At 56.7% G+C, this 6,326-nt stretch carries 5 protein-coding genes; 3 read left to right on the top strand and 2 right to left on the bottom strand.

From position 1 onward, the window contains the following. On the top strand, window positions 1-396 hold a 396-nt coding region (locus HDF16_RS28090), incomplete at its 5' end, for a hypothetical protein (protein ID WP_184223939.1). A 299-nt stretch (window positions 397-695) separates the two neighbouring features. Here HDF16_RS28090 and HDF16_RS28085 read toward each other — a convergent pair. Next, window positions 696-1,217 carry an SgcJ/EcaC family oxidoreductase gene (locus tag HDF16_RS28085; protein WP_221313336.1) on the bottom strand — a complete coding sequence of 174 codons (522 nt, stop codon included), beginning with the start codon at window positions 1,215-1,217 and terminating at the stop codon, window positions 696-698. A gap of 107 nt (window positions 1,218-1,324) precedes the next feature. Beyond that, on the bottom strand, window positions 1,325-2,698 hold the full coding sequence (locus HDF16_RS28080; RefSeq protein ID WP_221313334.1) for a nuclear transport factor 2 family protein: 1,374 nt from the start codon (window positions 2,696-2,698) through the stop codon (window positions 1,325-1,327). Window positions 2,699-2,895: 197 nt separating this feature from the next. Here HDF16_RS28080 and HDF16_RS28075 point away from each other — a divergent pair, with 197 nt between their 5' ends. Together HDF16_RS28075 and HDF16_RS28070 are read left to right on the top strand one after the other, a co-directional pair. Beyond that, a complete protein-coding gene (locus tag HDF16_RS28075; protein ID WP_184223933.1) occupies window positions 2,896-5,370 on the top strand; it encodes a winged helix-turn-helix domain-containing protein in 2,475 nt (824 codons plus the stop codon). 117 nt (window positions 5,371-5,487) lie between these two features. After that, a complete protein-coding gene (locus HDF16_RS28070) occupies window positions 5,488-6,324 on the top strand; it encodes a helix-turn-helix domain-containing protein (protein WP_184223931.1) in 837 nt (278 codons plus the stop codon). Window positions 6,325-6,326 lie beyond the last annotated feature (2 nt).

Here is a 6,326-nt window from a genome sequence, read left to right as displayed (position 1 = left end):
GCAGTCGCAGTCGCGGGCTACTACGCAAGCATGCGGTTGCTTATCGATCCGCTGGCTCCGTTCGCCGGTGTGGGAGAAGACGAGGCCGCGAGGCTCGTAACAAAAGCAAGGATCCGGAGGATCACGTTCATTCCCTACATCGGGTCAATGGTCGTGGCGTGTGCGGCGGCTTCGCTCAACCCAAAAGGCCCGATGCAAATTCTTACCTCGGGACTTCCCGCAGCTGCAGCAGCGTTTGGACTTACGCAGATGGACAACCTCATTAGTCTGCGGCGAGCGCGCGCGTACATCGGTCCCCTGAAGCCACTTGAACGAAGTCTCCCATGGATTCTGGCTGCCGTCGTCGTACTGACCTTCTTTGTTTTGGTCCTGGGGCGCGGAGTTCGATTCTCATAAAGCACCATGGTCGAGGGGAGCTCTTTCATCCCAGTAAACGGCGTTCTGAGCAGTAAGCTGCGGACACTCAGTTGATGCGAAATCGCCGAGTATTAAAGTAAGCGGCACTCGGCTGCAAACGCGCATTGGCCTGTTCTCGCCAGTTGAGGAGCCAGGTCGATTGCGGCTTCAGTGTCGAGTCCCCTCGAAACGACTCGTGGCCCTGCTGCGACTCGAAGAGTGAGGGTGTATGGGCTTCTGCTAAAAACTCGCACAAACATTGCGAGGAGCCGCTGTCGACACAATCAAGGATGGTTGTCTTATCTCGTCGGGGTGACAGGTGTCGAGGCAACAGCCGTGTTCTGTGCAAAAAGGATTGACCACTTTCCGCTTTGTCGCCTGGCAACATATGTCATTCGTGTCTTAAGGGTGCCGGGAGTAGTGGCGACGATGCCAGGCGGCAGCGAACGAAAGTCGCTTGTTGAATGATCAGTTTCCACAATCGCGAGATTGGTACTGACGGGCGTCAGCGTCCGAATTGTGATCAAGTTATGGCTGCCTTTCAAGGGCCCGGAGAGAATGGCCGCATGTCGCGCCGCAATCATTGTCCGTCCATGGAATAGATCACCGCGAACGTTGATGAAGTCGCTGTCTTCAGTGAAGGCTGCGGCGAACGCCACCCCGTCACCGCGGTTCCATGCCGCTTCTTGATCCTGAAAGAGCGATCTCAGAGCGGCCTCATCGGGCACCTTCTGTGCGATGACTGCGGCAGGCGCTAGAACCATCAGGAAGAAAAAAACGCTTCTGAAGAAGCATCGAGATGCGCTGCGTATATGCGACATATTGAACCTCCATCTCATTGAATTCAGGTAGACGATGCAGTCGGCATCTCCTCATCTCCGAGACACGCGCGAGGACCTAGCCCGGCGGCTAGATCATGCGTTCTGGGCTAGACCTCGGGTGTCTGAGCTACGTTATGAAATTCTGTGATCCACCAGGTCCCGTCTTCCTTGATGAGGACGAGTAAGAGTTTGTTCCGCAGAACGCCATCTTTGCCCACGGGCAGCCCAGGGTAGACCTTTTGAAATCCACTCAGCTCTCCGGAGATATCGACCACAGCCACGTCTGGCCGAACGAAACGCAGCTTGGTGATGGAACTCGTCGAAGTTGCTCCCTTGAAGAAGGTCTGCCCAGTTTCTTTATGGCGCTGGATGAACTCGTCGCGGCCGAAGCGCACGGTGCCGAAGATGTTGGTGAAGCTGACATCTTCAGTAACGTGATCGGATGGATTCGAGTGCACCAGCGCTTCAATCGCCTTGATGTCTTCCGGAGAACCAGTGACAGCCGTATTCTGAGGGAAGGTCGGCGCTGCGAGAGATATGGGATCGAGAGTGGGGTCGGGGTGACCGTAGACGGCACCGCCGTCAATTCCAACATAGGTCGCCTGACGGGCAATCTGGAGCCACTGGTCGCCGTTCTTCTGCCAGACGTTTGTAAAGCGGCGGCTGATCGGCTTGCCGGCCATCGGGCCGTTGGCCATGACAATGTCGTCGTGACCCATTTCAATCGCAAGATCTCGTACGGTGTAGAAGGCTTCTGGGACTGCCTTCGCGCTGGAATACTTGAGTTTGTCCTCGCGCATGGCGGCGAAGACCTGATCGCGCGTGAGGATATTGTTGCCGGGGCTGTTGACGACCATGGCCGGTGACCAGAGCTTTTCGAGAGCTGCAAAGTCGTTGGTTGCGATTGCGTTGCCGACCGCTCGACCGTTGGCTTCGATCTGGGTGTGGATGGCTGCATCGTCGGGTGCCGGGGAGGGGGGTGTGAACGGACTAGTGACCGTGCCAGCCAAGATCGCTCCATCGAAACCGACGTAAGTTGCCTGACGTGCGATCAGGACCCAATCGTCACCGGAGCGCTGAAAGATGTTGGTTGATCGGCGCACGAGGTGCTTGCCCGCCATCGGACCATCGGCCGTGACTACTTCATCGTGGCCCATGTCGATGGCCACCCCGTTGGTAACGGTGAAGAATTCCGTCTTGCCTTTGAGACTGGTGTAATTGAGGCCGCCATTGTGCATGGACTCGACGACCTGGTTGCGGTTGACGATCTTGTTGGCCGGACCGTTGACTACCAGGGACGGTGACCAATACTTCTGGACGGTTGCAAAGTCACGGGTGGCGATGGCACGGCCGATGATTGAATCTTCGGCGTGGATCTTACTTTCAATGGCGCTGACATCGGGTGAGGTGGCCGCGGCTTGAGCTGCTGCCGCCTGATGAGCGATCACGATTGCAACCAAAGCAGCGGCTGGAATCGACACTCTCTTACGCCATGTCGCCGACTTTTGGGGAGGGAGTTCCGAGGGGTATGGGGTACCATGCATCTTAAATGCCTCCTGTGCTTGATTGCACGAGGTGATCGTGCCTGATCGCGCATTGAGTGTCGCTTGATTGCGGTGAAGGTTTTCTTAGGATTTTCCTAGGGTGGTCTTCAGGGCCCATCTGGCCGAGGTAGAGTTTGGTCTATCTGTTTGATTCCTATGAGCTTGACGATTCCGAATTCTGCCTTTTCCGGGATGGTTGCCGCGTAGCCCTTGAACCGAGGGCCCTGCAAGTTCTGCTTTTCCTCGTTCAGAATGCTGGGAGGCTGCTGCAAAAGGATCTAATTCTTGAGGCCGTCTGGAAGGACACGTTTGTCGAGGAGAGCTCGCTGACTCGCGCGGTGGCCATCCTTCGCAAGCAGTTGGGCGATCATCCGCGTACCCCGATCTACATTGAGACGGTCCCGACTCTGGGCTACAGGTTTATTGCAAAAGTCGAGACCGCATCGCGGCCCCAGTTCGGGGAAAGTGAAGACGAGGCCGGTTCCGTGTTGAGCCCCATGGAAGCGCCAGAAATTAGTCCGCTTGAGCCGGGAAGCGCCGGGCATGGCGACTCACACGTTGGAGGTGTGAACGAAGCACCGCTTCCGGAGGTTCTGACGACAGACGACTTGATACCAGGTCGGGCACCCGAACGGGTAGACAGATCCATAAAATGGCGGCCAGGCAGATCCGTCGTATGGACTGTGCTCATGCTCGTGCTGCTTGCAGCGGCGGGAACCTTTCTCTGGAGGAGTTTCCGTCAACCCCCTGTTCGCGAAGACAAGAAAACCATTGTCCTGAGCGATTTTGAGAATTCTACCGGCGACGCCGTCTTCGACGGGACTCTGCGTGAGGGTATGACCGTCCAGCTAGAGCAGTCTCCAGTCCTCAGCCTCGTCTCCGAGCCGAAGATTCGGTCTACGCTTCTCCTGATGAACCAGCCTGTGGATTCGCGCTTGCCGCCGGTTCTGGCTCGTGAGGTCTGCCAGAGGACCAATAGCGCTGCCATGCTGGACGGCTCGATCGCGCCACTTGGAAGCCAATATGTCATTACCCTTCACGCAACCGACTGCGCTACGGGAGACAGTCTCGATACGGAGCAGGCCCAGGTCGCCAGGAAAGAAGATGTCCTGCGAGCTCTCAGCGATGTAGCCGCCAGCCTGAGGAGTCGTCTCGGTGAGTCCATCGCTTCCATCAAGAGCCTTGATACCCCGCTTGACGAAGCCACAACTTCCTCTCTCGACGCTCTCAAGGCTTTCAGTGAATCTAGTCGGGTGGGGAATCAAAGTGGGAGCGCCGCCGCAATCCCGCTTGCGCAACGTGCCGTCGAACTCGACCCCAAGTTTGCCATGGCCTGGGCCATGCTGGGTCGCATGTATGGAGATATCGGACAAGAACAGGCCTCTGAGGAGAGCACAGCCAAAGCCTATGAATTTCGCGACCACGCCAGCGATCACGAAAAGTTCTTTATCGTAGTTTCGTACGAGATACAGGTCACAGGAGATCTGGAGAAGGCAGAGCAGACCTGCGAGACGTGGAGCCAGATCTATCCCCATGACACGGGAGGCTACGGCTTTCGGGCTGGCGCCATTCTGAGGGTGTTCGGTTCTTATGAGAGAGCAGTCGAAGTTGCAACGCACCTTGTCGCCATTCATCCCGACTTTGCCCTGGGCTATCATTTCGCAGCCTTCAATGACATCGCGCTGGGCCACTATGCGGACGCCCGGCGAGTCATAGACGATGCCACGGCTCGTCACTTCAGCAACCCCTTTCTTGCTCTTGACCAGTACCGCCTTGCATTCCTGGCCGGGGACGAAGCAGCCATGAAGCGGGTCGTTGCGGCTGAAGAGAAGTTGCCGGGAAGCAAGGACATCTTTGCCAATCAGCTCGCATCTACATTGGCCTACCACGGTCATCTAGACTCGGCTCGCAAAGTCTCGGAAGACGCTGTCGAGCTTATGAAGCAATCGGGCAGACGAGAAGCAGCGGCGAGGCTGGAAGCTGGATCCGCTTTGCGAGAAGCCTTCTATGGAGAGCACACGCGGGCCACGCGTCTTGCGCAGTCGACAATCGGTCTCTCAAACAGTCGAGACGCCGAGTATGGTGCTGCTTTCGCGTTCGCACTATCTGGGGATTCGACCCAGGCCAAAGCTTTGGTGGCGGACCTGGAGAAGCGTCTCCCGGAAGATACTTCTGTGCATTTCCACTATTCTCCAGCGGTTCGTGCCCTTATCGCATTGAACGCGCACGATCCTGTGAAGGCAATCGATTTGCTGCAGGCCAATGTTCCCTCTGAACTCGGCTCACCCCAGAGCAGCTTCGACGGCTTCTATGGTGGGCTCTATCCGATCTACGTGCGAGGGTTGGCCTATCTGATGCTGCATCGCGGTAGTGACGCAGCAAATGAATTCCGCAAGGTCCTCGATCATCCCGGCATAGTCGCGAACGACCCCATAGGAGCGTTGGCCAACTTGCAGCTTGGACGAGCCTATGTACAGTCGGGAGATTTGGTTCGAGCACAAGCCGCTTATCGAGACTTTCTTACCGTGTGGAGTTCTGCCGACCAGAAACTTCCGATTTTGAAACAATCGCAGCTTGAACTCGCTCGCATTGGAGACCGTAACCACTAAAGATGTCGTGTTTTTACTAGCTGGATGAAACACGCCTGAGTACGATCTACTCAACGAGGAGCGGCACGCGAACGAGTAGCGATGACCTTCCGTTCGTACCGATCTCGAAGGAGCCCGATGCTTACCGTTCAAAGCGCCTCTCCTGACCCGGCCCTGTTGCCTTACATTCGGACGTATGTCCAGCGGGAGGCACACCTCGGCGCACGGGAGCTTGTTGAGCCGGTGGTCGCGCGACTTGGCGTGATGCTTGAATTTGAATTCGCTGGCTCGTACGAGGTTCGGAACTATGGGTCGGATTCAATCGAAGATCCAAACGCCATATCGGTCATTGGACCTCAGGGCTGGCGTCGCTCACGGCTGATTATCAGAGGGGATATCGAGTCGCTCGTCGTCATGTTTCAACCCTTCGGCTTCCACGCGCTCTTTGGAATTCCGACAGCACTGCTATCGAATGCGGGAACGGAGGGGCATGCGCTTCTCGGCAGAGACGTATCGCGACTTCACGAGCAGCTAGGAAATCTCATCTCCCTCTCGCAGAGAGCAAGAGCGTTGGACTCTTATTTCCTGCGGCAACTATCGGGCCTTTCGTCTATCGACCCAGTACAGAAAGCGCTTCATCTGCTGACCATGCCTGAAACAGGTCTCAAGGTCGCTGGTGTCGCCAAACAGATGGGCGTTGGCCTTCGCCAGCTTGAGCGAAGATCCCTCGAATACGCCGGGATGTCTCCAAAGACCCTGGCCCGCATCGCGCGGTTCAGTCATGCTCTTCGTCTCAGAACAGAGCGTTCCTTGAACTGGACACAGATCGCTCATGCTGCCCAGTACCACGACCACATGCACATGATTCGGGACTTCCGTGAATTCGCAGGGGAGGCCCCAACCTCCGCGCTGCAGGAGATAGAACCAGCGCATCTCATCCACTTCGCAATGGAGCCATCCTCAAAGGGTCGATGAAA

The sequence above is a fragment of the Granulicella aggregans genome (assembly GCF_014203275.1).
Taxonomy (GTDB): Bacteria; Acidobacteriota; Terriglobia; order Terriglobales; family Acidobacteriaceae; genus Edaphobacter.
This window is presented reverse-complemented; position numbering and strand designations above follow the sequence as displayed.